Source organism: Pedobacter zeaxanthinifaciens, from assembly GCF_003313335.1.
GTDB classification, from domain to species: Bacteria; Bacteroidota; Bacteroidia; order Sphingobacteriales; family Sphingobacteriaceae; genus Pedobacter; species Pedobacter zeaxanthinifaciens.
Genome location: NZ_QMHP01000001.1, coordinates 124,176 through 149,983, shown reverse-complemented (window position 1 = coordinate 149,983; position 25,808 = coordinate 124,176). Strand labels below are relative to the sequence as shown.

General features: G+C 40.0%; 22 protein-coding genes and 2 tRNA genes. 6 read left to right on the top strand and 18 right to left on the bottom strand.

The features are described from left to right. Positions 1-130: 130 nt before the first annotated feature. From DUT68_RS00625 to DUT68_RS00565, 13 genes are all read right to left on the bottom strand, one after another. Entirely contained in the window at positions 131-1,039 is a 909-nt protein-coding gene (locus DUT68_RS00625) for a hypothetical protein (protein WP_113634806.1), read from the bottom strand. Then, entirely contained in the window at positions 1,005-1,619 is a 615-nt protein-coding gene (locus DUT68_RS00620; RefSeq protein WP_113634804.1) for a hypothetical protein, read from the bottom strand. The genes DUT68_RS00625 and DUT68_RS00620 overlap by 35 nt, the downstream gene beginning before the upstream one ends. Positions 1,620-1,628: 9 nt before the next feature. Further along, on the bottom strand, positions 1,629-2,810 hold the full coding sequence (locus DUT68_RS00615) for an LGFP repeat-containing protein (RefSeq protein WP_113634803.1): 1,182 nt from the start codon (positions 2,808-2,810) through the stop codon (positions 1,629-1,631). 18 nt (positions 2,811-2,828) lie between these two features. Continuing rightward, entirely contained in the window at positions 2,829-3,428 is a 600-nt protein-coding gene (locus tag DUT68_RS00610) for a DUF4082 domain-containing protein (protein ID WP_157960741.1), read from the bottom strand. A gap of 11 nt (positions 3,429-3,439) precedes the next feature. After that, positions 3,440-3,748: a hypothetical protein gene (locus DUT68_RS00605; RefSeq protein ID WP_113634799.1), complete on the bottom strand. Its 309-nt coding sequence runs from the start codon at positions 3,746-3,748 to the stop codon at positions 3,440-3,442. 18 nt (positions 3,749-3,766) lie between these two features. Continuing rightward, a complete protein-coding gene (locus tag DUT68_RS00600; protein WP_157960740.1) occupies positions 3,767-4,897 on the bottom strand; it encodes a hypothetical protein in 1,131 nt (376 codons plus the stop codon). 8 nt (positions 4,898-4,905) lie between these two features. Then, positions 4,906-5,553, bottom strand: a complete 648-nt coding sequence (locus DUT68_RS00595) for a hypothetical protein (protein ID WP_113634796.1) — start codon at positions 5,551-5,553, stop codon at positions 4,906-4,908. A gap of 174 nt (positions 5,554-5,727) precedes the next feature. After that, positions 5,728-6,177, bottom strand: a complete 450-nt coding sequence (locus tag DUT68_RS00590; protein ID WP_113634795.1) for a DUF3592 domain-containing protein — start codon at positions 6,175-6,177, stop codon at positions 5,728-5,730. Further along, a complete protein-coding gene (locus DUT68_RS00585) occupies positions 6,178-6,918 on the bottom strand; it encodes a LytR/AlgR family response regulator transcription factor (RefSeq protein ID WP_113634793.1) in 741 nt (246 codons plus the stop codon). Between the two features lie 5 nt (positions 6,919-6,923). After that, a complete protein-coding gene (locus DUT68_RS00580; RefSeq protein WP_113634791.1) occupies positions 6,924-9,128 on the bottom strand; it encodes a tetratricopeptide repeat-containing sensor histidine kinase in 2,205 nt (734 codons plus the stop codon). Between the two features lie 258 nt (positions 9,129-9,386). After that, positions 9,387-9,460, bottom strand: a tRNA-Pro gene (locus DUT68_RS00575). 23 nt (positions 9,461-9,483) lie between these two features. Beyond that, positions 9,484-9,570: transfer RNA gene (locus DUT68_RS00570), tRNA-Ser, on the bottom strand. 68 nt (positions 9,571-9,638) lie between these two features. Next, positions 9,639-11,714, bottom strand: coding sequence for an HD family phosphohydrolase (locus DUT68_RS00565; protein ID WP_370738839.1), 2,076 nt, complete (start codon positions 11,712-11,714; stop codon positions 9,639-9,641). 144 nt (positions 11,715-11,858) lie between these two features. On the opposite strand from DUT68_RS00565, the gene DUT68_RS00560 reads away from it, so the two are divergent. The 6 genes from DUT68_RS00560 to DUT68_RS00535 all read left to right on the top strand — a co-directional run bounded on the left by DUT68_RS00560 (position 11,859) and on the right by DUT68_RS00535 (position 17,485). After that, positions 11,859-12,716: an SPFH domain-containing protein gene (locus tag DUT68_RS00560; RefSeq protein ID WP_113634787.1), complete on the top strand. Its 858-nt coding sequence runs from the start codon at positions 11,859-11,861 to the stop codon at positions 12,714-12,716. Then, positions 12,716-13,246 carry a hypothetical protein gene (locus tag DUT68_RS00555; RefSeq protein ID WP_113634785.1) on the top strand — a complete coding sequence of 177 codons (531 nt, stop codon included), beginning with the start codon at positions 12,716-12,718 and terminating at the stop codon, positions 13,244-13,246. The genes DUT68_RS00560 and DUT68_RS00555 overlap by 1 nt, the downstream gene beginning before the upstream one ends. Next, positions 13,236-13,406 carry a type II toxin-antitoxin system antitoxin gene (locus DUT68_RS00550; protein ID WP_113634784.1) on the top strand — a complete coding sequence of 57 codons (171 nt, stop codon included), beginning with the start codon at positions 13,236-13,238 and terminating at the stop codon, positions 13,404-13,406. Before DUT68_RS00555 ends, DUT68_RS00550 begins: the two co-directional genes overlap by 11 nt. A gap of 99 nt (positions 13,407-13,505) precedes the next feature. Further along, entirely contained in the window at positions 13,506-14,684 is a 1,179-nt protein-coding gene (locus DUT68_RS00545) for an acetyl-CoA C-acyltransferase (protein ID WP_113634782.1), read from the top strand. 9 nt (positions 14,685-14,693) lie between these two features. Next, positions 14,694-15,629, top strand: coding sequence for a hypothetical protein (locus DUT68_RS00540; RefSeq protein ID WP_237088223.1), 936 nt, complete (start codon positions 14,694-14,696; stop codon positions 15,627-15,629). A gap of 86 nt (positions 15,630-15,715) precedes the next feature. Further along, entirely contained in the window at positions 15,716-17,485 is a 1,770-nt protein-coding gene (locus DUT68_RS00535) for a peptide MFS transporter (protein WP_113634780.1), read from the top strand. A gap of 78 nt (positions 17,486-17,563) precedes the next feature. Here the strand turns inward: DUT68_RS00535 and fabF are convergent, their stop codons facing one another. From fabF to DUT68_RS00510, 5 genes are all read right to left on the bottom strand, one after another. Next, the gene (gene fabF, locus DUT68_RS00530; protein ID WP_113634779.1) at positions 17,564-18,805 is read right to left on the bottom strand and encodes a beta-ketoacyl-ACP synthase II; all 1,242 of its coding nucleotides are present in this window, start codon (positions 18,803-18,805) and stop codon (positions 17,564-17,566) included. 509 nt (positions 18,806-19,314) lie between these two features. Continuing rightward, complete coding sequence (locus DUT68_RS00525; protein WP_113634777.1) at positions 19,315-20,496, bottom strand: glycoside hydrolase family 88 protein; 1,182 nt, start codon at positions 20,494-20,496, stop codon at positions 19,315-19,317. Positions 20,497-20,541: 45 nt separating this feature from the next. Beyond that, complete coding sequence (locus tag DUT68_RS00520) at positions 20,542-22,056, bottom strand: hypothetical protein (RefSeq protein ID WP_113634775.1); 1,515 nt, start codon at positions 22,054-22,056, stop codon at positions 20,542-20,544. Position 22,057: 1 nt separating this feature from the next. Then, positions 22,058-23,221, bottom strand: a complete 1,164-nt coding sequence (locus tag DUT68_RS00515) for an alginate lyase family protein (RefSeq protein WP_113634774.1) — start codon at positions 23,219-23,221, stop codon at positions 22,058-22,060. 24 nt (positions 23,222-23,245) lie between these two features. Further along, positions 23,246-25,711 carry a glycoside hydrolase family 2 TIM barrel-domain containing protein gene (locus DUT68_RS00510; RefSeq protein WP_113635436.1) on the bottom strand — a complete coding sequence of 822 codons (2,466 nt, stop codon included), beginning with the start codon at positions 25,709-25,711 and terminating at the stop codon, positions 23,246-23,248. Positions 25,712-25,808: the final 97 nt, after the last annotated feature.

Here is a 25,808-nt window from a genome sequence, read left to right as displayed (position 1 = left end):
TTGCACTTCCACCTTCATCAATCTAATATAGCTAAATTTACCAAGTATCCAGCGATAACAAACCTTGTTAAAAAGCTTTCGTACGTGGAACGGCAAACTTTAATTCTATGGCAGACGGCGCATAATTAGCTTATGGCTCTAAGATAATAGAAACCCTATATCTCTTTGTAGCTTCATGCTGCAAAATACCCGCACATTTCCCACTTCCGTTGCCGGTGATACAACCGCTAGCAAAGCCAATGTTGCCAGCTACATCGGTCATTTTGCCATTACATTGGTCTGGATATTTTGCCAACGGCTTAGTTACAGTTGGTAACGGCACGTAAAAGAACAGCTCATTTTTATAAAGTAGCGCACCGTTAACCTCAAACTCCTGAGTAGAATGGGATTGGGCATTTATACCGGTACAGATCATTTTTATTCCAACTGGTATCTTTTTAATATTGTAAACCAAGGTAGTATCAGAAAAAGTAGCTTCGGTTATTTTTTGCAGCGATAAGGTGGGTATGTATTTTCCTGACAGCTCATTTGGTGACAATGAGTTATATTTCTTCATAGAAAGCACCATATCGGGCCGCATGTCAAACATTGCCGGCAGTTTCCACCTTTCGCTTAATCCCCTATTCTTCGTAGTGATCTTGATTTTAATATCGTTATCCACTAATAAAAAATTATCGGAATAATTAAATGCGAATATCCATGTATTTGCAGGAAAAAAGAAAGGCAGCCTTTGGCCATAAAGCATATTGGTTTGCTTATCTATGTGGATAAACTGGTTTTGTTGCGCTATTTGCTCTCCATTAAAGTACATCTGCTTCGGCAGTCTTTTGTTTGAAGCGCTCACTATATGCACTTGTAGTGAATGGTTATCGACACCGTTCGGTAACTTGACAAAATAGAACTGGGTATTGTCCATCCCATACTTTTTCCAAATACTTGTTTGCGACCAAGCTGTACCATAAAGCAAAAGTAACATTGCCGGCCACCATACCTTGTTCATCAGCTTAGCGATAAACTTTGATGCTGGAAATGTTATCATTAGCTAGGATCCAATCAGCACCTGGCTGACTACCGACAAAATACAATCCGCCCTTACTATATTTACCCCCTGATTTGAAGCTATAGTAATCCCCTTTGAAGCCCATAGCACCTGTTTCCATACTGGTAACGCCATAGCCGGACGTGGATGTGGTCAATCCCTTGAATTGATCGTCCATAAAAATCGTCACTTTTAGCGAAAGCGGAATAAGCATACTGCTGATGCGGTCGTTCCAGTTAGAACCGAGTTCCCTAGTGGTGGCACTGCCCAACAGCGTATAATCGCCCACTTTTAAAATTTTCTTTTCTCCGTTGAAAAACTCGTCTGAATAAATCCACACCTCATCCCCGTTTTGGTCAAAAGCATCATATTCAGCTTGGCACCTGTCGAAAACTTTTTCAGATTCGCTTTTACCGTAGACCTTAATCATCAACTCCCTATTAAATGGAACTTTAGCAATGATTGTGTTGGTTTTGCCGCCCAGTGATGGTTTCTTATAATTTGCATCGATTTTATTCTGTGCTAGGGCGAAATGGCCAATGGCCAAACTCGCCAAAAAAAGAATTTTGCTTTTCTTCATTTTTTAATTTTAATAAGTGGAGATGGCACCTTTGCTATTACCCTTACCGTCAAGATACCACTGCCCGTTGTCTCCTTCTTTCCATAGCGTTTGGGCTACATCGCCTAAATAATAAATAGTTCCCTTACTGAATACCTGATAAGTGGTATTTCCTTTCACCACTTCATTATCAGTTGGGTATCCGCAGCCTTTTTCCCAACCTCTTTTTGCAAACTCGTTCCAAATGGGCCCTTTGCGAATGGTGTAACCAATGGCATCATTATCTTTGCGGTAAATGTAGCCCCTCATAAATTGTTGGAGCCAAACGCCACTGCCGTGTATGGCCTTTTCTACGGGGCAGCCCAGCCAGCTTCCCACGCCGCCCATGGCACGGTAGGTGGCATAAATTCCAGGGAAGTCTTTGGGGTTCTGAATGTTCATACCGGGCACCATCAGCACTTGGGAAGCATCGGCTTTAGCCACCAACATGCCGCCCTCAAATTCTTGGCTCCAGTGGGTAATTTCATTTGTTTTGCTGCCTAATCTAGCAGCCCTAGCCTCAGCAATCGGATAGCCCAAGAAACCACGTTCGTAACGTTCTTCACTCCACCTGTGCAAAATTCCACCAGCCACCACAAACGCTCCATATTTTTTGTTGTTATAAATACAACCACCTTCAAAATAACAATAGGCGGCTTTACCATCTGGCGTAATTTTAAGATCTTCAGTGGGAAATCCTAAAAAACCATTAGCATATTTTTCGTTCATGTAACGCTGTAATACATCTCCACGGACCACGTGGGCTCCGGTTTTTGGACTCCAATAAATGGCACCCCTTTCAAAAAACTGGTAGGCTCCGTCTTTCATTTTAACCTCATCCATTTGCGGGTAACCAATTTCTGAGCGGATGGCACCCAACTCGCTGTATTTTAAGGCAATGGCACCATATACAGCAAAGGGAATGTTTTTTGCCTTACTCATGTAAATTGCATCGGTACTTAATTGGTCGAGGGCCGTTTTTTTAGTATAGATGTAGCCATTATCTGCTTCCAAGGCACTTTCGTACATTGGCCGCATCCCAACGGCGTCAGCTTTTTTACGCATCACAGCTGTGATTTCTACTGCCGCTTTCTTGCGGATATCCGCTTGTGCGTAAACTTGTGTTGTGCCTAAAAGTATTAACAGGGTTAGGCAATTTATGCTATTTTTCATCTTCGCAAGATTTTGGTACTATTCCGTCTGCTTAAAAATAAAGCTGTAGTCGCCGGTAAATTCTATTGTACGGACATTTGAAGGAATGGTTACGGGGTTTGTACTACTGGTGTAAGAACCTGTAATGCTGATGTTTCCAGCATCTACAGGGTAAACTATTGTGGCAATGTCTGTACGCCTATGGTTGTAGAACTTGTTCGAATTAATGGACAGAACATATTCAGCATTTTTAACCAGCTCCAAATCAGCAATGGCCACGCTTACTTCCTGATCGGCATTAGGTACATTTACATAAACCGTTTTAATGGCATTTGCAGTTGCCTTTTCCCAAATGGTTACCTTTAGCGAGCTATTTACATAAGGTAATTTTACCGTGATTCCCTTGATTACGCCTTTAACCTTTGGCTTAAAACCAAAGCCCATTTCAAAAGAAGTAGGGTTGGTGAAGGAAACATTATTTTGGTTCAGGCCTGTGGTAGCCAAAAACGCAGTAAGCGGATTTTCCTCCGGATAATTAGCAGCGGGAGTTTGATCATCTTTTTTCTTACAGCTCGAAATTGTAAAAAAAAGTACCACAGACAGTATTAAACTACGTATAGTTATTGATGTTGAATTCATTTTTTTGCTGCCTAATTATTAACCTTACTGTTTTGAACTTTTTTTGCTGGAGCGTTTGCCGGTGGAAATGGCTGAGGATTTAAGGATTTTTCGCCACCTTTTGACTTCATAGGATTAGGTTTGGCCTGCTCCTCTGTTTTCTTTTCTTCTTGTTCCCGCTCCATCAAAGTTTCTGCTTTTGAACTTTTCGTTTCAAGTTTCTTTACATCTTTGTTTACGGTTTTTGGCGTTGTAGATTTAGATTGGACTGGCGTAGTTTGTGCCTGTACCGCAACTGTTGTTGCAAGCCAAAAGATCATAATGTAGCATAGTTTTTTCATTGTACTAAAATTTAAGTTTTATTTAAAAGTATATTTGTAAAGCGCTCCCCCACTGCCATCGGGCAAACTGGCGATGTAGCCATTGGTATTGGTGGTATAGGCATAAACTCTTGTGGTATTGCTACCTATGGCGCCGTTTAAATCGTATTTCTGAGAGCTGTAGCTTTTAAGTGCATAAGCTTTGCCCGTTGCTGGTTCGATGCCGTAAAGAACTCCAGGCCTGATAAACACACTGATCATTGGATCAGGATCATAAATGGTATCAAAATACTCATAATTGTACAGCGTATAGGTTCCTGCGGCATCATTAGCACTTATATATTTTGCCGTTTTTACCCGCCCTTTACTGTCGGTGGTGTATTCGTAAGTATCCTTAACCACACCGTAATAACTCTTGGTGTACTTGGTTAGCGCTCCAGAAGTACCATAGGTAAAGTTTTCCAAGGTTTGCCCATATGTTCCAGCAATGATGGTTACTTGTTTTGCCGCATTCAGCGTATAGGTATAGGTGTTGCTGGTATTGCCATTGTTGTCCTTCACAATTTGCGATTTCAGCAACCCATTGGCATCATAGTCAAATAAATAGGTACCATAATTGTCCTTGTAGCTTATGAGCAAATTTGATGTATTGTAAGTATAATCTGCCGTTAAAGTAGGTATGGTTTGCACCGGTGGCCCCGGGGCAAATTCTTCCCTTTTAACAACGATATTGCTGCCTCCCGCTGGTGGTTGAGCAACCGATATGTCAATGGTGTAATTTTGTGTTGTACCATTTTCGGCAGTAACAGTTACTGTAAGTGTTTGTAGAAAACTGTTAGCTGTAGCTCCACTTACCTGTACAACGCCTCCAATCTTTAACGTAGCCTTGGCAGAAATCGTAAAGCTGGCCTTTAGTGCAGATAAATCAGTGCCGTAAGGCATAGTAGCTTTAATCGTTTTACCTGTTTCATCTACTACAGCTGCCACATCTATACTTAAACTGGGATTGTCTGCTTTGGAAAAACCGAAGGTAGTCAGCTGTTTTGCCTCGCTTAATATGGGTGTGGGCTGTGGTGCAGGACTGGGTGTTACCGTTTCATTTTTTTTACAAGAAACTACTGTGGTAATCAACAAAACAATAACGTAAAATAATTGGAAGTTTTTTTTCATAACAAAAGCTATTGACATTGGTTGTAAGCGTTAACAATATTCATCCATACCTGCTTACGGCGGGTTTCGCCCTGATTGACGAAAGCATAGAAAAAGTCTTTATTTTTAGCGTTTATTTTTTCGCAAAGCGATTGGCAAGCGACAAGAAAAGCTGGCACCTTGACATCAAAATTGGGGATAAACTTATCACTCTGTGCATTGTACACCTCAAATTCGTTGCCCGGTAATTGCACAAAAAGCTGCTGCTCCCTGTGCAGCGTTCCGTCGGCACTTTTGCATAGCACTTCATTTTCGAACAACTGCAGACTGCTATTGGCCGGTGTAAGCTCCTTTACGAAACGCAGGGCGTTACCTCCCCACATTTCATTCCCTTTCAGGTTTCTCACATTGTAGCTGCTGCCGTTCACAAATAGGAACCGAATGTCGTTTAAGCGATAGGTTTCGTACAATCTACTTACACCTTCTGCAAAAGCAACATGGCTAACAGTACTGTAGTTGTCAAAAGAATTTATACTGATTTTTCCATGCAGGATTTGCCCGTTATTTAAGGTCAACGTTGCAGGCTGGCCAGCCATGTTATTTACGGTGCTGTAAAAAGGCGTGTTGCATGCCAACGTACCCAAACAAACGAATAAAATAAGTGCCAAACGTTGCATCTCAATATTTTTTATCAAAGATGCCCACTAAAATGAGTTACATTTACGCTAGTAAGTAAACCGCGAAATTGGCTTATTGAAATGCGTATTCTGGCGTTAGTTACCGTCAGACAACAAGCAGTTTATAAAGTGTGAAGCAATAAAAAGATGGTTTCGATATACCTACCACTTCGGTTATTTAAACAAATAATCTTTACCAACAAACAAAAGCAAAAAACCAAAGGCCAACATTAGCAAAATACCTGGAAACTCTCGCCAATTTACAATTACGGCTTTATTTGGCGCTCCGTGACTATAGGCAATGGTAACCTCGTCGCCTATATGATAATTAAACAGGATGAATAATTGGGGCGCATCGCTATAGCTCACCACGGTATCGCCTTTGGCTGCAACAAAACTAAAAAACGGACTGCGGCCCGAAGCAAATCTTTTGGCAGATGATGGCTTTTGTACCTTACGTGCGCCATTGCTACTTACTTTGTAGCCAATTATTTTTGCATTGGCCGTTACGCCCGTAAAGGGTAGTAAACAGATTTTATACAGATTTGCTCCCCAAAACAGGATTACGGCGAGACCAACAACGAGTGTAATAAATCCTATTGATTTGCTGTTGCCAACCACCATTTAAACTTTTTTGAACAATCCCAAAAAATCCTGTTTACGGTTACGGCTTAGGGCAATGGCTTTTCCATCCTGCATAATGAGGTCTCCACCTTCGCCCCTTATGTATTGCTTAATGTATTTCAGGTTAACTATACTCGACTTATGCGCCCTGAAAAATAATGGATCATCCGTCAATACTTCCTCAAAGGTCGCCATGGTTTTACTGGCCAAGTGTCTTGACTTATCATTCATTACGATGTGGGTATAGCAGCTATCTGCCTCCAAATACATGATATCCTCAATTTTAACAAACAATAAACCTTGAGTGGTAGATAGGGCAATGGTGTCCTGCATTTTGCCATTGGTAAACAGGTGCAGGTTCTTCACCTGATCATTGTTGATGCTCAATTCGTGTTTGTTAAATTTGTCCAATGCTTCCGCAATGCCCTGCCTATCAATCGGCTTCAGCAAATAATCTAAAGCATTGAGCCGAAGGGCCTGAAGGGCATATTGGTTATAAGCTGTAGTGAACACCACTTTAAAATCAGGTGATGGAAATTGACCGATGACTTCAAAACCGTTCATTTGAGGCATTTCGATATCTAAAAACACGAGTTGGGGACTGTGCTTGCTAATAAGCGATGCTGCCTGGGTACTATCTTGCGTACTGGCCACGATCTGCACATCGGAAAAACTCTCCAAAAGATGGGTAAGCGTTACGATACAATGCTTTTCGTCATCAACAATAATGGTTTTGATCATTAGGGTCAGGTATTTAAAAAAATTTCTATTCTCGTTCCAACGGCTTTTTCTTGATCGTACAAATCTATGATCTTCACCTGATTTGCTTCGTTGAGCATTCGGATTCGGTGGATGGTAATATCTATCCCATAGGATTTATGGCTGTTTTGTCCCTGTTTTAATTTGGAGGAGGCCAATCTCCCCACACCATCATCCTCAATCACAATTTTGATGAGTCCATCGTCCAATTCACTAATACCAATAAGTAGATGGCCGCTATTTGCCTTATTGTGCAGCCCATGCCAAATGGCATTCTCTACAAAAGGTTGTATGATGAGCGGCGGAATCCTGAGAAGTTCCACTTCCATACCATCTGCCAAAGCGATGGTGTAGGAAAACTTATTTTCCAGCCTCAATGCCTCCAATTGCAGGTAGAGCTCAAGCGTCTGCAGTTCGGCCTGAAGCGTAATTGACTTATTTCTGGAGAGTTCCAGCACATTGCGCATCAGTTTAGAAAAAGTGGTCAAATAGCCGCTGGCCGCTTCGCTCCTACTTTGGATGATATAACTGTTGATTGAGTTGAGGGTATTGAAAATGAAGTGCGGGTTCATCTGCGAACGTAAGGTTTGCATCTCGGCTTCCCTAAGGTCACTTTTCATCTGTGTTTCAGCCTGTAGTTGATGGGCCTTTTGCTGTCCGAGCTCATTTTTAGTGGTTAGCGAAGCAATACGCAATCTATGGATGACGAAGCTTAGCACGGCAACTACCCCAATAATAGCGATGATACCGTACAACCATAGCTGCTTAATATGCAATGCCTTCAGCTTTTGGTCTTGCAGCAAAGACAGGGCCCGCTGCTCTTGTATGGCCTTTTCTTTTTGTACCAAGGTCAGCTGCTTATCTTGCGCTTTTTGCTGTAGTCTTTGGTTTTGGAGTTCTGCCTGCGTTTTAAGGTAGTTGAGCCTTACCAGGTCACGTTCCTTATTGCTGGCAATCAGCTTGGCTTGGTTAAGCGATAGCATTAATTGTTGCTGATTTAGCCTTTCGTTTGCCAAAAGCTGTGCAGTTTTATATTTTTCCTCCTTAGTATCGAACTCATATTTCAGTTGTAAACGAGTCACCTGCTTGCGATTGGCATCACCCTCAATCTTATCCTTAACAGCAACAAATTTTCTGTAGTAGTAATAAGCGCTATCGGCTTTCTCCAACTTCTCGTAACTGTCCGCCAAGGTATTGAAACTCTCTTTCTGTACATCGAAGATATTGATTTCTTCCGATTGCACGTTTGCTCGCAATGCATAGTTGATCGCCTGCTGATAGTTTCTGGTAAGAAAATAGTAGTTGGCAATACCCTGCAAATTTACGGCGACACCTTTTTTGTTCTTCAGGTCTTCGTTCATTTCCAAAGCCTTTGCGTAATTTTCAAAGGCACTGTCATAATCCCGTAATTCGGTTTGTGTGTTGGCTAGGTTTCCATATTCCCTTGCAACATTAAATTTTAAGCCAAGCTTTATATTCCTATCAAGGGACTGTTGGTAAAAATCCAGTGCCTTGGCAAAGTTCTTCTGCTTAAAGTACACGTTGCCAATATTACCGAGCGCAGTAGCGATACCGATGCCGTAATTTATCTGTTGATGGATAGCCAGTCCCCCTTGAAAATGTTTGAGTGCCATGTCGTAATCTTGCAATTCGCTATAGATGACACCCATATTCCCGTAGCTAATGCCCTTGGACAGCTGGTCGTTCATCCCATCTGAGATACGAATGGCCTTTTGGTAATAGTCTAGTGCCACAGGATAATTGTTCCTCACCATGTTCACACTTCCCAAGTTGGAGAGACAGGCAGCAATACCCTTTTGATCACCCATCTTTCTATTAACCAGCAAGGAGCTGGAAAAGCCCTTTTCAGCCGCCTCAAAATTACCCATGGTGTACTGGGCAATACCCAATTGGCGGTAAGCCTGAGCAAGCCCTTGCTGGTAGCCCACTTTTTCGGCAAGTAAGGTTGCTTGTTGCGCAAAATCCAACATTTTTTTAGGATTGGCACCATAATAGGCACTGCCCAACTTAATCAGCGCATTTACCTTCGCCGTATCTGGCAGGTTTGGCTTTTCAAGTCTCTTTAAAAGTGTATCCACCAAACCGTTGGCCTGCCCATGAGCCAGCAAAGGCAGGAGAACATAAAATAGCAGCATAGCGCTGTAGCAGAAATGGATTTTAGTGCGGTTCAATTCTTCATGGCTTTAGCAATAAAAATACAAAAAACCATTCAATCCGCATACTCAACAAGTGAATGGCGGGTTTCAGTTATTGAATTGCATTAGCGGCATAAATTGCTATCAGAAATTCAAAAGGAATGATACTTAACTTGAAGGCCAGCTATTTATGATAAACTTGATTTTCTTTGAAATTACTTGAAATAGAATTTTACAAAAAACCCTTCAAATGTTGTATCTGAAGGGTTTTAATCGACTTTTAAATTGTCTCTGTCGGGGTGGCAGGATTCGAACCTACGACCTCCACATCCCAAATGTGGCGCGATACCGGGCTACGCTACACCCCGATGGTGGTATCACCTTTGTTTTGCGGAGAGGGCGGGATTCGAACCCGCGGTACCGTTACCAGTACGACAGTTTAGCAAACTGTTCCTTTCGGCCTCTCAGGCACCTCTCCTTTCGATCAGCATTACTGCGTTTCGAGGTTGCAAATATAGCAATTCATTGATGTTTGCAAAAAAAAAATTACACTGTTTTTGGATAATCTACGCGAACATGATAGATGCTCATTAGCATCGTCTTGAATATCAACTTGATAGTTTCTAAATCTTTTAACGTTAAATCGCAGTTATCTAACTGATTTTGCTCCAATTTATAGTCAATTATGCGTTCAACAAGGTCATTGATGTTTTGAGCATCCGGATTTTTCAAACTTCTTGATGCCGCTTCAACCGAATCTGCCAACATTAAAACACCGGTTTCTTTAGAAAAAGGAATAGGCCCAGGATAACGAAAAATGTTTTCATCGATAAACTTTTCGGGTGAATTTTTAAGAAACGATTGATAGAAATAATCTACCCTTGTGTTGCCATGATGCGTCCTGATGAAATCAATTACCGACTCTGGCAATTTATTTTTTCTAGTGATTTCAATGCCTTTATGCACGTGTCTGATGATCACTTGCGCACTTTGTTCATAAGGCATTTTATCGTGTGGACTAACGCCAGTTTGGTTTTCGATGAAATACTGAGGGTTTTCCATTTTACCAATATCGTGGTACAATGCCCCCGCCCTAACCAATAACGCATTACCGCCTATTTTAAAGATCGCTGCTTCGGCCAAATTAGCTACCTGAAGCGAGTGTTGAAATGTACCTGGCGCCTTAAAAGCCAGCTCCCTTAGCAACTTATTGTTAGTATTGGTTAGCTCAATTAACGCAACGTCAGAAGTGATACCAAAAACCCTTTCAAATGCATAAATTAATGGATAAGCCAGCAATGATAGTAGTACGCTAAAAACGAAAGGCAAAAAATTGGTCCATTCGATATCAGTTAATGAGCCTTCCCTTAACAAAGTGATACCTAAAAACGAGATGAAATAAGCGCTTAATATAAATGCTGCAGAAATTAACAACTGCTCTCGCTTAACCAAATTTTTAATGCTGTAAATAGCTACCATACCCGCAGTGGTTTGGTAAAACACAAATTCGAAACTGTTAGGCACAAAAAATCCAGCAATTAAAATCACCAATAAGTGCAGGTTAAGCGCTAAACGGGTATCAAACAAAATGCGGATGATAATTGGAACGATGCAGAAGGGAATAAGATAAAGGTTAGAAAGATTGAACTTAATAGCCCAAGTGAGCACCAGCAACATGGAAGTGATCACCAAAATCAGCAACGACAATTGTCTATTATCGGCATAAATATCTTTCCTAAAAAGAAATAAGAACACCATTAATAATGTAACAATAAATCCAACTAGCAAAACTTGCCCAAAAAATACCAGCTTATCATCCCCTACGGTTTTGGTTTGCGCATCGTAAGTTTCTCTGAATGAAACCAATTTTTGGTAGACCTCCTCATCAATTACAGTTTCGTTAGCAACAATCAGCTCTCCCTTTTGTACCATCCCTTTAGTGGTAGAGATGCTTTTCAATGCATTGGCTTGTACGGTTGCAGTAAGCGATTCATCAAAATTGATATTGGGTTTAATATGGCTTTCGGCTAAATCAAACACCGTTTTTTTGATACTTTCATCACCAGATTTGAAGTTTTCCTTTAGAAAAGCCAATGCACTTTGCACCGTAAACACATCTTGCGAATTTACTTTAGTAGAAACATTGTTCTTTAACAACGAGAAATCATAATAGCGCTCCTTTTTTTGATGCTTAGGATTTACATCGATGATACCTTTATTATAAACTAGTTTAAGGATATCCAAAGATCGTTGTCGATTAATCTCTTTTTCGGCATCGTTTAACGTATTCGATTTCCACTTCACATCAAACTCACTTAAATAAGCATCACTTTGATCTTTAAAAACCTCCTCATTATATTGATAGATGGGAAGAATGTTATCTATCACTAACTTTTTATCAGCGGCAATTTGCTGTGGTGTTTTTAAAATAGCGAAACTAAATGGAGATACCAAGTCTTTATTTAACCAAGTTTTGCCCTTCTCAAATTCATATCTGAACCTAGGCTGTTTTGGTAAGTAAAGGGTAATAACCAGCACGCAAACTACCATCATCACATATTTAAAGTTAGATGAATATTTGCGATACAGTACTTTGTGTGAGTTCTTTTTAATTTTTGCCAATTGTAGTATGCATTAGTTTCATTCAAAATTAACATTTATTTCGGCAATAGCCTAGAAGCTAAAATTTGACAGTTAAAAATTACGCCATAAACTATTGGATATCTGAAAATTTCTTCTTAAAATTGATATCAAAATAATATCATTATGCAAACAGAAAAAATTATCAAACCACCTTCAGGCTATTTAACCTTAGCCATCACCATTGTATTACTTATTGCCGGCATATACCTATTGGCAATCAAACAATTTGCTGTTGGTGCCATCCTATTAACGCTTGATTTTATACTAGTTTTACCAGGGCTGATTATCGTAAACCCAAATGAATCGAAAGTATTGACTTTATTTGGGAAATACGTTGGCACGGTTAAATCAGACGGCTTTTTTTGGGTTAACCCACTTACTACAAAGAAAAAACTATCGCTACGAGCAAGAAATTTGAACGGCCAGCAACTGAAAGTGAACGACAAGATGGGTAACCCGATAGAAATTGCTGCAGTTATAGTTTGGCAGGTGAACGAAACCGCCAAGGCCAGTTTTGCTGTAGAAGATTACTTGCAATACGTAAACATACAAAGCGAAGCGGCAGTTAGGCATTTAGCCAACAGCTTTGCCTACGATAATTTGGAGGACGAAAATGCCCAAATCACGTTAAAAGATGGTGCGGAGAAAGTAAATTCGCTATTGGAAGAAGAACTTAACGAACGCCTTTCGAGAGCTGGAATTGACGTGATAGAAGCGAGAATTTCTCATTTGGCCTATGCGCAAGAGATAGCCAGCGCAATGCTTCAAAGACAACAGGCGGCAGCGGTAATTGCAGCTCGAAAGCTAATTGTAGAGGGTGCGGTTGGTATGGTGGAGATGGCGTTGGAGCGCTTATCGGAAAAAGAAATTGTACATCTTGACGAAGAAAGAAAAGCTGCCATGGTAAGTAATTTATTGGTAGTTTTATGTGGAGATAGAAATGCACAGCCTGTGGTTAATGCAGGAACTTTATATAACTAATGATATTCGAAGAAAAACAAAAACTCAACTTATGGTGGCTGTATATCTTATTTGGTATACAGGCCATCATTATTTTAAGTATTAGTTTTTTGGGAGATACCGGCATGAGCTTAGTGGAACTCCAACAAATCTATTACCTACCTATTATTGTAGTTATATTTATATTCCTTTTGGCTTATTTCATCAACCAAAATTACTTGCTGTTATACATCAATAACGACGGGATTACTTATAAATATTGGCCTTTCTCTAGAACTAAAAAAATTACTTGGAATGAAATTGAAAAGGCCTATTTAAGACATTATGACGCTTTGGGAGAATACGGCGGATGGGGATTCCGTTATCGACTTTGGTTTAAGTGGAATGACAAGGCCTTCCTATTTGATGGAGATTCAGTAGGGCTTCAAATTGTACTTAACAATGGAAAAAAACTACTTTTTAGCACAGCAAAAAAAGAACAACTTCGCCAATCTTTAGAAACGCTAAAGCAAAAACATCAACTATTAATGATTGAGACTGATGTCAGATAAAGATAAAAAAGCGTTTGCACTTCGAATTAATCCAGCTTTGCTGAAAGAAATTGAGCAATGGGCGGCAGATGAATTCAGGAGTACAAATGGGCAAATTGAATATTTACTTAACGAAGCTTTAAAGGCTAGAAAAAGAAAAGTGAGCAAAAAAGATGCTTGATGCTTACTAATTCAATTGCAATAATCACTCAAGAAAGTGGTTTAATTTGCGCAAATATCCCTAAATTGCGGCCAACCAAATATATTTTAAACATTACAAATGAGAGAAGTAGTTATCGTATCGGCGGTTAGGACGCCTATTGGCAGCTTTGGCGGCTCGCTATCAGGATTTTCGGCGACACAATTAGGTGGCATTGCCATTAAAGGCGCTTTAGAGAAAGCAGGTGTTGAGCCAAATCAAATTCAGGAAGTTTATATGGGCAATGTTTTATCGGCAAACCTAGGACAGGCACCGGCAACACAAGCTGCTAAATTTGCTGGACTGCCAGATTTACCCACAACAACCATCAATAAAGTTTGTGCTTCGGGAACGAAAGCAATTATGTTAGCTGCTCAAAGTATTGCTTTGGGGCAAAATGACATTGTAGTTGCTGGCGGTATGGAAAGTATGAGCAATGTGCCTTATTATCTTGACAAGGCCAGAAACGGTTACAGACTAGGGCACGGACAAATTACAGATGGCTTAGTAAAAGATGGACTTTGGGACGTTTACAACGACTACCATATGGGATCGGCAGCAGAACTATGTGCAGAAACATGCCAGATCAGTCGCGAAGACCAAGATAATTTTGCTATTGAATCCTATAAAAGGGCGCAAAAAGCACAAAGTGAAGGAAAATTTAAAGTGGAGATTGTTCCGGTAGAAATTAAAGACAGAAAAGGCAATGTCACTTTATTGGATACCGACGAAGAGCCTGCTGCCGTAAAATTCGACAAGATACCAACATTAAAACCTGTATTTAAAAAAGACGGTACAGTTACTGCCGCCAATGCTTCAACTTTAAATGATGGCGCAGCTGCACTGGTATTAATGAGTGCAGAAAAAGCGGCTGAACTGGGCTTAAATCCACTAGCAAAAATATTAGCCTACGCCGATGCACAACAGGCGCCAGAATGGTTTACTACCGCTCCATCAAAGGCTATCCCTTTGGCTTTACAAAGAGCTAATATCAGTAAAGAGCAAGTAGACTATTTTGAAATCAACGAAGCATTTTCGGTAGTATCATTAGCCAACAACCAAGCGCTTGGTTTAAATGGGGAAAAAGTGAATGTTAACGGTGGTGCTGTTGCTATCGGTCACCCACTTGGTGCTTCGGGAGCGAGAATTGTAGTTACCCTGCTTGCTGTGCTACAACAAAACAATGGTAAAATAGGCGTTGCCGGCATTTGTAACGGCGGTGGCGGCGCTAGCGCAATAGTTGTGGAAAATCTTCGTTAACGATTTTAAATGCGTACCATCTTTTCGAACTTCATTTTTGTACTGATTATCTTTTTGCACCTACCCTTAGTTGGCTTAAGGGCGCAAACTGCGCTTACTGCGGCCAACATTGACAAGCTGAATTTACTACAAGACAGTTTATCGGCATATAGTGATTCGACAGTAAGTGTTAAAGATGACGTGGATAGAATGGCGTACAATACGATGTTTGTGAAAAAGCTAATTGGCGCTTTAAAAACGCCGCATTCTTTCCAGTATCAATTTGATTCGCTTGTAAACAACGTTTCCATTTTAACCGCACCCAATCAATCTTTCCGGATCATCACATGGTCGGTACCGTTTACCGATGGCACCTATAAATTTTATGGCACCATACAAATGGCCACTAAAGATGGTTCATTGAAGCTGATTCCATTAAATGATGATGGTAAAAATTTTAGTGATGATAATTTAGTTACCAATCAAAAAAAATGGTACGGCGCACGTTATTACGAAATGATTCCAGTTACTTATCCTGGAAAAAATCCTTACTACATTTTACTGGGCTGGAAAGGTAACGATGAAAAAACCACAAAGAAGGTCATCGAGGTACTTTCATTTGAGAAAGAGGACGCGGTGTTCGGCAAAAACATATTTGAGGTAAAGAAAAAAGCGGCTAATAAAAACAGAATTGTATTCGAATACAACAAGCAAAATTCTATGACGCTGACTTTTGATAAGCAGGTGAATATGATTGTTTTCGATCATCTTGCACCTTACGAAGCGAATATGGAAGGCAATGCAGCGTATTACGTATCGGACTCGAGCTTTGATGGTTACACCATTAGTTACCAGCGACTATATTTAAAAGAGAATGTAGAGCTGCGAAACGATGCATCAAGTTTAGACGAATTGTACAGCACACCACGAAAAGCAACTACCTTATTCCAAAAAGGCCGACATTAATTTTTTGAGGAAATATGAATGTATTAGGCTATATTGCACTCAATTTTTTTTTATAAAAAACTAAGACTAACTTATTAAATAACTTTATGCAAACAACTACTGCAAAAAATCATAATGATTTTTTCAATGACCGAGTGATTGGTCACCCAGCGGGGCTTTTTGTGCTTTTTTTCACAGAAATGTGGGAAAGATTTTCCTATTACGGGATGAGGGCCTTATTAGTTTTGTTCCTTACCTCATCAGTAATGGGTGCCAACCCAGGATGGGGATGGCCTAGAGAAACTGCTTTAGCCATTTACGGTTCTTACACTTCATTGGCGTACCTAACCCCTATTTTAGGTGGTTATGTTGCAGATAAAATCATAGGTTATAGATCTGCGGTTATTGTTGGTGCACTTTTGATGACCTTAGGTCACTTATCAATGGCACTTGAGTTTAGCCCAATTTTCATGTACTTAGGCTTAGCCCTTTTGGTAGTTGGAAATGGTTTCTTCAAACCAAACATGACTTCAATTTTATCACACATGTACAAAAAGCATCCTGAAAAGAAAGACGGCGCTTACACCATCTTTTATATGGGTGTTAACTCTGGTGCTTTTTTAGGTATGCTGCTATGCGGATACATCGGTGAAAGTCCGAATTGGGGTTGGAGCTATGGTTTTGGTTTAGCCGGAATTTTCATGTTGGTAGGAATGCTTCAGTTTTACTTTACCAGAAACATTTTTGGCGATATTGGCACTAAACCAGAAAAAGGCGAAGTAATTGACGAAAACGAAAGTCCAGAAGAAGCTACAAGAAATCCTTTCTCTAAATTCGACATTACTATTATCTCAATTATTTCTGTAGTAGGTTTACTTTGGACCATTAACGATCCACTTTCAAAAATTACCTCGGTTAACTTCTTTGATTTTAATGTAGGTGGCCTATCAGGTAGTAACTTTGCCATTTTAGCAGCACTGGTTTTATTTATTTTCGTATTGATTAAGAGAATCAGCCAGTACACTCCTATTCTAAGAGACAAGATGGTTGCTGTAATTATATTAGCTTTCATCACCATTTTCTTTTGGGCATCTTTCGAGCAAGCAGGTGGTTCAATGACCATTTTCGCCAAGGATTATACAGCAAGAATTTTAGAGGGTAACGAGAAATTGATGTTCAATGTGGCTAATACTTTAATTACAGTTGTTCCTTTAATTATCATTTCCTTTGTGCTGTTTAAGCTTTTCACCAAAACTTTTTCAAGGTTCGCTTTAGGAAATATCATTTTGGCTTTTGGTTTCGTGATCATTTGGGGCTTGGTAATCTATATGCTTAAAGAGCAGTATTCAGATGTAAAAGCTGAAGTACCAGCAACTTGGTTCGGTGTACTCAATTCACTGTTTATTATTTCGTTAGCGCCAATAGTATCTAAGCTTTGGGAAAGCAAGTATTCTCCATTTGCTACTATCAAAAATGGAATTGGTATGATCCTACTTGGAATTGGTTTTGCTGCATTGGCTTATGGTTCTAGTGCTATTCCTCCGGGAGCAAAAGTAGCCTCAGTAAGTATGATTTGGTTAATTTTAGCCTATCTTTTCCATACGTTAGGTGAGCTTTTCATCTCTCCAGTTGGTTTATCTTATGTAAGTAAACTTGTACCAGGCCGAATGATTGCTATCATGTTCGGTATTTGGTATTTAGCTATTGCGATAGGAAATAAAATTGCTGGAAAAATGGGTGGTATGATTGATGAAATTACCGCACAGTATTCGATGAAGACTTTCTTCTTAATCTTTACACTAATTCCTTTTGGGTTAGGCTTGTTTATCATGTTGCTTACACCACTAATGAAGAAATTAATGCATGGTGTGAAATAATAGTTTTCACATCCATTATAAAACACGAAAGCCCCGATGTACACTCGGGGCTTTCGTGTTTTTTGTATTATCTGAATCTTAAATCAACTCTTTGAAAACAACAGTACTGTTATGACCGCCGAACCCGAAAGCGTTGCTCATAGCAGTTTTAACCTCTTTGCGCACTGCTTGATTGAAAACTAACTGCATACCTGCCGGAATTGCAGGGTCAGGATTGCTTACGTTAATTGTTGGTGGAACAATATTATCATTGATACTTTTAATGGCAATAATAGCTTCAATTGCTGCAGCTGCACCTAATAGGTGACCTGTCATCGATTTTGTTGAGCTGATATGCAAATTTTCAGATGCTCCAAAAACCAAATGAGCTGCATTAAGCTCTGCCAAATCTCCCACAGGAGTTGATGTAGCGTGTAAGTTTAAATAATCCAGCTCTTCAGGTTTGATGCCTGCTTCTTCTAAGGCTAAATTCATCGCTTTAGCAGCACCAATACCTTCAGGATGTGGTGAGGTGATGTGATAAGCATCGGCGGTCATTGCAGCGCCTACTACTTCAGCATAGATTTTTGCGCCTCTAGCTTTTGCATGTTCGTACTCCTCCAAAATCAGCGCCCCTGCCCCTTCGCCCATTACAAAACCATCTCTATCTTGATCAAACGGTCTGCTTGCAGTTTCAGGATCATCATTTCGATGCGACATTGCTTTTAGCGCAGCGAAACCACCAAATGAAGCAGGTGTAATTCCTGCTTCTGAACCGCCAGTAACAAACATCTTCGCCTTGCCCATACGGATGTAATTGAAGGCATCCATAATGGCATTGTTACCTGTTGCACAGGCTGATACCGGCGTATAATTAATACCCTGCAAGCCAAATTTCATAGATATCAATCCTGACGCCATGTTAACCAATAATTTTGGTATAAAAAAAGGATTGAACCTAGGGTTATAATCGCCGGTGACGTAATTTTCAACTTCCGTTTCGAAGGTTTGCATACCGCCTTGCCCACTGCCCCAAATCACTCCGAAATCAAATGGATCAATAGTAGTCAAATCAATATCACAATCTTCAATAGCCTGTGCGGCTGCGTATAATGCGTATTGCGTAAACAAATCTGTACGCTTAATTTCATTTCTATCTAGGTGATCCGCTGGATTGAAGTTTTTTACTTCACAGGCCATTTGCGAACGAAAACGCGAAGCATCAAATCTTGTCACTGTGGCGCAAGCACTTTTGCCGTTAACAATATTTTCCCAAAAATCGGCAATGTTATGCCCCAATGGATTGATAGTTCCCAAACCAGTAACTACAACTCTTTTCATTTTGTGTTATGTTTTATTAAGGGCGCAAAGTTCGCATTTAACAGCAATTAAATGCTTGAATTTTGTAATTATTTCGTGGAAGTGAGAGAGATTGTTGATGTTGTTTTTTAGCATATACCCTCTCTGCCCTGTGGGCATCTCTCCCTTAGAGGGAGAGAATGGCGATTTACGATGGAAGTGCTTTAATTATGGGCCGACTAATAAACATGTAAAAGCTGATGCTGAACTAAATTCAGCATGACGAGTGTAAATTTACTGGCTACCCCTTAATGTGTCAGTTCAAAATTCATGTCTTGTTTATCCGACAATAAAAATTTATAGCAATTAAACTTAGCTTTTAAAAGGTTGTTTATGGAAAAGTAGGTCTAAAATATCTTCAATACGAGTGAAAATAGGAACGGCATTAAGTTTCCCTACTTTAGACCTAGCAAATTTTCAACGTCAAACCACTCGTAGTGAACAAATGAACAATTGAACCAATGAACCCAATGAACCAATGAACCAATGAACTATTTAAAATTAAACTTACCGTCGTATCTTAAAAGTGCTTCCAAATAATAGTAATCAGCATAGTTAATTGGCACATCAATTTCTGAGTTATTTGGCCTATGTCCGGTGCTGTGCTCCAAAATAAAACCATAGTTATCACCAATTTTGCTGGTGTAGGCCGTACTTAGCGAGTAAAGAATTTTATCAGCTGCTGCTTTATAAGTCTTAGCATTTTTACTGTACTTCGCCAATTCGTAAAGTGCTGAAGCGGTGATGGCTGCTGCCGAAGCATCTCTTGAAACATTAGGAATTTGAGGATCGTTATAGTCCCAGTAAGGAATGCCATCAGCTGGGGTGCTTTTATTGTTCAGGATATATTTAGCAATTGCGTCAGCTTGAGCCAAATAAACTGGATTTTTAGTATATCGATAACATAAAGTGAAACCATAAAGTCCCCAAGCTTGTCCCCTAGCCCACGAAGATTCATTAGCATAGCCCTGAGCGGTTGTTTTTTGCAACACGCCGCCGTTCTCCGTATCGTAATCAACCACGTGGAAAGAACTGAAATCTGGGCGGTAATGGTTTTTAATGGTATTATTGGCATGGGTTACCGCAATTTTATAGAAAGATGAATCGCCGGTAAATTTGCTCGCTTCAAAAAGCAATTCCAAATTCATCATGTTATCAATAATTACTGGATATTTCCATTTGGTTCCGCTGTGGTCCCAAGAGCGAATTACGCCAGCTTTAGCATTAAACCTAGTGGATAAAGATTTTGCCGCTTGAACGATCACGGAACGATAAGCGGTGTCCTTAGTTAAACGGTATCCCGCACCAAAAGGACAGTAAATCATAAAACCTAAATCGTGGGTAGTAGTGGTAAATTGCTCCTTTTTAATATCTTCAGTATATTTTTTAGCTAGCTCAAGCCACTTTGAATCCTTATTATATTCGTAGAAATACCAAAGCTCCCCTGGAAAAAAACCGCTTGTCCAATCTCTAGACACCACCATTTTCAACTTACCATTTTCAACCGTTCGCGGAGATACGAAGTTTGGCTTTTCTTTTCTTGCAGAATCTACGTTCTTTATTAAAATACCAGTTTGTATTGCTGCATTTTTAAAAGATGTAGGTACATCAACTTTTTGTGCCTGAGCACCTAAAACGGTTAAAAGTAATGCAGTCGTAATTTTAAATTTCATGATTTAATTTTATTTGGTTAGCGCTAGCTTTTATTAGTTTGTTAATTAGGGTTGTATTTTTTTACCAGCCTCAGCCATTTGTTTTTCAAATAGCGATTTTGGCATTAGTGTACCTTTTTGATTTAGACCTTCCCAAACGCCATCAGGCCTGCCACTTAAGCGGCCATTTGTTTTTTGCGCTGTAACGCCGATAGCATAATTTTTACCACTCACATACGGGTTTTGAACAGTGACTTTTGCAGCAATGCAATTCCAAAGCACTTGGTTTACACCCGCCCAACCATGTCCTGTACCCCAGTTACCGCGGTCTTGAATGTTAATTTCACCATCGGTAGTAATGTTGTCGTAGAGTGTGCCTGCAGCCCAGCGATGATGCGGCCCAATATCTGCTTTTGCATGTGTTGACCTGCAATTATAAAACACGTTAGGCCCCATTACTTTTGCACCGGTAACATAGTCGTGCCTACCTTCGTCAGCAGTGCAATTCATCACTAAATTTAGCTGACCATCATTATTAAAGGAATATCTCCTGCCACCTTCAATCTTGGATTTTGGAAATAGAGAGGTGCAATGCTTAACTGTAACTTGCTTACTCATGCCTCCCAAATTAACACAGGAGTATCCAAAATATTTGCTGCTCACATTGCTAACCCAAGCATTTTCCACCCTGTTCATGGAGATTGCGTCCCATCCATGGTCTTCATCAGTGTCGCTTTGATATTCAGATTCTATCAGCATATCCTCAATGCCAACCTCATTAATTCTTCCATCAAAAGTAAATTTGTAAACTTCACCGCCACCGTACTGCGTTTCCATAGCCATTACTACAGGGTTATCCAAAAACACCTCGTTACCTTTAATGGCAGTAATTTTCCGTTCAAAAAACAGATCGTAATCAGCAGCTTTCCATTGCACCGTACCTTCTCTAGCATCAATTTGATCCATTTTCAAATCTTTAATCCATTGATCGGTTCCTGGTCTGTAAATCATTAGCGCATCACCTACCTTAAAGTTGCTTGGCTTTTCTATGTGAAAAGATTTAGCTCCTACGGGAACGTAATTATCCGTAATTTTTGTTCGTGTATTGGGTATTTCTTTGGGTTTTCCGTTGCCATTCACATTAATTAACTTACGCTGACCTGCACCTGTGGCTATCAATTTAGTGGATAAGCCTTCTCCCCTTAAAATAATGCCCGAAGTGTTGATATTAATGGCACCTGGAATTTGATAAGTTCCTTTCTTTAAAAGAATTGCGCCTCTTATACCATTTTGATCTAGCGGATACTTCGCTACGCGATCAATTGCATCTTGGATTTGCTGTTGATGATTATTTCCAGACGGACTAACTTCCATTATTACTTTCACCAAAGGGATTGGTTTTGCGCCTTGATGATAACCAACGGCACTAAAATCAGGAATGATATCCCCTTTGCTATCAGCAATGTAAGTAAGCTTACCATTATCATCAATCTTCACAAAACTCGATTGCCATTGTTGCGCAGCAAGTTGACCATGTATAAGCATGAGCAAGTAAGCGATAAAAACAGATTTCAACTTCATCTTATAGCCAAATTATGGGATGTCGGATTGGAAGGTTTCTTACTACTTCTTCATTGGTAGGTTTTAAATCGAGGCTTTTCCAAGTATCGAACCAAGTTTGCTGCCCAAAATAGTTAGCTCCGAAAAATAAAAATGGTTGTGCTACCGGCCAATACTCCCAGTACATTACATCGGGCTTTAATGGCCATTTCGATTTATCTACAATATACGGATATAGGTAATCGATACCTTTTTTAATTGATTTTCCGTCAGTTGTTTGGTAAGTCCACAAATTATCAGTTGGTGTAGATAACAGTTGACATAACATCACCATGGCATCAAGGTTGAAAATGGCATAACCATAAGGTTTTGTTCTCGCCAATTCTAGCGGGAAACTACCATCTGCAGCCATTTGATTAGGCAGATAAATGGTTTTGTAACGCATCCTTAATGAATCAAGCATAGGTTGATCATTTACCAACTTTGCAAACGAAGCAACTTGCATTCCCCATGTAGTACCGTGGTTATTTTTTGCATTTTTTTCCGCAATTCCATTTTTACTGGTGTTGAGCCAAAGGATATAGTCGGCAAACCACTTTTTAATTACTTGTAGGTCATTTTTATTGAAAGATTTCGCTTTTTGCATCACTATTACGCCCTGCGCTACTTCCATTAAATGGATGGAATCGATAATTCCCCAGCTTCTGCCCGTATATAAATTTCGTACTGCTTGAGCGTATGCCAAATTAGGATTCATCAGTGTTTCTTGGTTTACGAACCAAGCTTTTAAGTGCGCTAATGCGTGCTTCACATATTTTTCGTCGCCAGTAATTTGATAGGCAGAAGCTAAAGCACCAATAATTTCACTAAAGCGGATCATCGCCTTGCGGTGCGCAACAAAGTTACTCGGATTGGTCTCTCCATCCCTAGTGACATAAGGCCCGTTTGGATTTTGAGGGTTTGGCCACCAATAATCACCTTCCGAAAAAAAATCATGCTTACCACCGCTGCTGTAGGGCGAGGTACTTGCAGTAACTGTAATCGGTTGTTGCTTCAAAGCCCAGTTGGCCTCGGTTAATATTTGATCTTTAAGTGCTGTAACTGCCTGTGCTTTGAAGTACTGCTGCGCAAAAGTATTGCAAACTGTTAACAGCAAAATCCCCAAAAGTAAATATTGTTTTTTCATGCCATTTATCTTCCTTATCTGAACTTATTTTTCTACCACTAAAAACTGAGTGCTTAAACCTATAGCACTAACTGAAACTACGTTTTTGGCTGCATTAGTTTTCAACTTAACTGTAGCTCTACCATTGTAAAGTTGCACTTTAGCTGAAGCAGTTGATGTACCTTGGTTTTTAATTAATTCACCATCGCCAACTGAATTAAATCTCACCTCATTAGCCGCATCTAAACAAAGTACTCCGTCGGCATCGTAAGCCTTAACTTCTATGGTTGCCAATCCGTTTTCATCAGCTATTTTTTGAAGTACTAATTTTGCTGGTTTTCCCCATTTTTCAGTTTGGTATTCCTGTGTAATTTCATCGGTAACTACAACCTTGCCTTTTTTCGCTACCACTTTGATTTGGTAAGTTCCTTTTTGCATAGGCACTGCCCAACGTAAGCCCGCAGCCGGAAAATCTTGGCTATTTCGTTTCTTAATGCCATAGCTTTTACCGTTGATAAATAACTCAGCTTCATCACAATTAGAATATACCTTCACCATTTTTTCTTCACCATCAGCTCCCCAGCGCACCGGCCAACTATGACCATAAATGTGTGCCATAGGCTGAGTGGTCCAATACGATTGGAAAATATAGTAAGACTCCTTTTTGGTGAAATCACGTTCCACCACGCCTTTTTGATTCACATAAGGCACTGGATTTTCTGGACGAATTGGCGTACTAAAATCTTTAAATGGCCAATAAGCTGTGCCACTTAGCCAAGGCATGGTTTCTTGTTCTTTTAGGTGCCAATCAATCAAATTAGCAATGTAACTTTCACTCCAGTCGCCATCCTTACTTACCCTTGCACCGCCACCATAAAGTGAGGCATCCCCCGCTCTTTCATCGGCGCCACCACCAGTTTTAATCTTCATTAACGCATTATCTGGATTTTCAGAATGCCTACGGGCATGGCTATCTCCACCCCATTCTACATGTAAAAACCTATCCGATTTATCAAATTCAGCCTTTGAAACGTCTTTATATTCTGTGTAAACTCCACGGTACCAACCTGCCCAAATGGATGGAGAATACACGTCGACAATATCTCTACAAAAATCACAACGCCTTATTGCGGTACTCCTAGATGGATCTAACTGATGTGAAAGATTATTCAATTCTTTCATGTAAGTTCTGATTTTTTCCTTGTCGAACTCACTGAAATCTCCAGGCCAATCATTTTCATTCCCTAAACCCCAAATAATTATGGATGGATGATTGTAATGCTGTTCAATCATATTTGTCAGCATTCTTTTGCCCTGTTCCTGGTAAATTTTTCCGCCTAAACCACCCCTGCACCAAGGAATTTCTTCCCATACTACAATCCCTAAACTATCACATAAATTAAGTATGATTCGAGATTGCTGATAATGGCCTAAGCGAATGAAATTGACTCCCATTTCCTTCATCATCTTCATTTCAGTCACCATCATTTCTTCGGTCATGGCCGCGGCAACTCCGGCGTGGTCTTCATGGCGATGCGTACCACGTAACAACAAACGCTTTCCATTGAGCATAAAAGGCCCTTTTTTAACAAACTCAAAGTTTCGGAAACCGATTTTTTGAGTAGCATTAAAAGTTTGCCCGTTGGCATCAACACTTAAGCGCAATTCGTACTGCTGAGGCAAATCTGTAGACCAAAGTTTTGGAGATTTGATAGCAATCTCATCTAAGCTGATATCACCATTGAAGCTGTCAATAGTTTTGCTAGCGTTAAAAACAGATTTGCCCTGCGGATCTATTAAGCTAATTTTAACCACAGCGTTGGCCGTTATATCTGTTGGAAAAAAGCGAGTTTTTAAGCTTACTTTACCCTGTTTTCCTTGGGCATCAACTGTGGCATGGGCAAATATTTTATCAATGGCCAACTGAGGATTGTAAACTAAATTGAGGTAACGATAAATACCACCATACACATTAAAATCGGAAAGACTAGACGGCATCATTTCTAAATCACGAGAATTATCACAGCGGATAATTACAGGAATTTTGCCCTTAAATTGCGTTTTAAATATGGGTGATTTTTTGAACGCGGCTACTGCTTCGGTGATGTCGGCAGTCCATTCATCGTAACCACCTACGTGGGCAGCTACTTTGGTGGTATAAATGTACACTTCTGTTTTTTGTCCCGCTCCTTCAAAATGGAGCAAGGTACGGCCATTAGCATAAGGATTTTCAACATCGATAGTGGTGCGGTACCAGCCTGGTCCTTGGTAATAGTTCACATCAGGATCAACTGCATCAATTGCATTAAAACAGTGCGGTAAATTCACCGCTTGCCAAAATGGAAGTTCCTCCGGATTCCCTTTCCCTACAGGCCTCACCGCCTCCCAAATTCCGCCTAAATCTTGTCGCACAAATTCCCAACCAGTGTTTAACCGTTTGGTTGTTTGTGCCGATGAACTAAAAGTTATAGCAAACAAGAATAGCAATACTATTTTGACCCCTCTGAACATAAAAATATATTTGGTTAACCAATTACAAGCTATGAAGCTACGAAACTCAGTTGGCTTAGCAAACAGTTGCATTTTAAAAAATCACGGAAACGTTTGC